A 2,013-nucleotide genomic window follows, 5' to 3' on the forward strand; every position below is an offset into this window, starting at 1 on the left:
AAAAACTAATATTTTAAATTAATTGTTTTATATTTGACATATTTCTTATAAAATATATATTGTGTTATTATACATAGTAGATATTTAGAATGGAGAAATAGTATGGAAAATTTCTTTCGCTACAATGTTGATGGTAGTGCGAGTATAAATATTACATTAATAAGATTGGCTTTAATAGTTTCAATAATATTTGCGTATCGTTTTAGAAATAGTGAAACATTGTTAAAAGCATCTTTAAATTTGGGAACGGGAATACAGCTTTTGATGTTATATTGGTATCTTGGAAATGCAGAGTTGTTTTTAAAAGAAGGATTGCCTTTATTTCATTGTAGATTATCAGCTATTATGATGTTTTTCGGATATTATACAAATAGTCAAAAAATTCTAAAGTATTTTTCTTGGTTAGGTGTTATAGGGGCGATAATTGCATTTACTTTTCCGGACCCTTCGCCATATGTTTGGCCTCATGTTACCAATGTAACTTTTGTTGGAAGTCATATTTTACTGATGATTAGCGGTGTAATTATACTAAGTAAAAATAATGTGTATCTTAGTCCAAAAGATACTTTAGCTTTAACATTTATAATGAACACAATTTTGATGTCGGCAAATATGTTAGTGCATAGCAATTATGGATATTTAACTGAGCTACCGACATTTATAGGAATTAGATTGCCAAAAGCAGTTTTATTTTTCTTAATGACTATGTTTATTTCTATAATAATTATGTTTTTAGAGAAAAAGCAATCGGACTTACAATCTCAAAAATTTTAGTAATTAAATAATTAATTTGAAAACTCCTAATAGATTAAAAATTTATTAGGAGTTTGTCTATAAATTATATCTATAGAGTTTTCTGTAGAGAGTTGATAAATTAATTTTTAAAATGTCAGCTATCATTTGTTTTGATTTAGTTGACGAACCATATTTTTCTACCATATTTTTTAGAATGATTTTTTCATATTCATCGAGTTGCTCTTGTAAAGGTGATGTAGAAATATTTTGATTGATTTCAAAACTTGTTGTTTGTTGTTTAGATAGTAAATGATTTGGTAATAAGGTTTCATCTATTACATCATCTTCTGATATGTTAACCAAAAACTCAATTATATTTTCTAATTGTCGTATATTTCCTTCCCAAGGTATATTTTGAAATACGTTAAGTATTGAATCTGAAAAACTTTTTTTAGGTTTATTTAACTTAGTGCAATATTCACTTAGTTTACAGTTTGCTATTAACGGGATGTCACTTTTTCTTTCTCGTAATGGAGGAATATTTATTGGGATTACGCTCAATCTAAAATATAAATCATCTCTAAATTCATTGGTTTTAACCATTTTTTCTAAGTTTCGATTAGTTGCAGTTATGAGTCTGAAATTAACTTCAATAGTTTTTTTACCACCAAGTCTTACAAATTTTCCGTCTTGTAAAACACGAAGTAGTTTTGGTTGAAGATGTATTGGTAGGTCTCCGATTTCATCTAAAAATAAAGTTCCACCATTTGCAAGTTCAAAACGACCGATTTTTCCAGATGAATTTGCTCCGGTAAAAGCTCCTTTTTCATAGCCGAATAGTTCACTTTCTAATAGATTATCAGGTATAGAAGCACAATTGATTACGATAAAAGGATTATTTTTTCTATCTGAAGCGTTGTGAATTGCTCTTGCAAAAAGTTCTTTTCCAGTGCCGCTTTCTCCTCGTATCATAACGGAAGAGTTACCTTTAGAAATTTGCTTAGCTAATGTTATGGTATTGTTTATTGCAATGCTATCTCCGAGTATGGCATCAAAATTAAGAGATGAATTGCTTTCTATTAAGTTGTAAGCATTTTTTACGACATTTCCGTATTTAGAAATTTGAAAAATATAGCTTTCTATATTTCCATTCACATAGTTTTCAATTGTTTTTACTAAGTATTCATTGGTATTTTTAGTGTTTTTCAACGAAAGTTTTTGAGTTGTAGAAGAGCTATTGAAATTGTCAAAAACTTCAGTCATATTTTTATTTAGTAT

2 protein-coding genes are annotated in these 2,013 nt (G+C 27.8%); one reads left to right on the forward strand and one right to left on the reverse strand.

Features of this window, described 5'->3' with window-relative positions; all coding sequences use genetic code 11:
* Window positions 1-102: 102 nt before the first annotated feature.
* The gene (locus HMPREF9129_RS09750; RefSeq protein ID WP_004823158.1) at window positions 103-774 is read left to right on the forward strand and encodes a TMEM164 family acyltransferase; all 672 of its coding nucleotides are present in this window, start codon (window positions 103-105) and stop codon (window positions 772-774) included.
* 57 nt (window positions 775-831) lie between these two features.
* Here the strand turns inward: HMPREF9129_RS09750 and HMPREF9129_RS09755 are convergent.
* A partial coding sequence (locus tag HMPREF9129_RS09755; RefSeq protein ID WP_004823161.1) for a sigma-54 interaction domain-containing protein occupies window positions 832-2,013 on the reverse strand: 1,182 nt, incomplete at its 5' end.

The organism is Peptoniphilus indolicus ATCC 29427, assembly GCF_000227315.1.
GTDB lineage: Bacteria > Bacillota > Clostridia > Tissierellales > Peptoniphilaceae > Peptoniphilus > Peptoniphilus indolicus.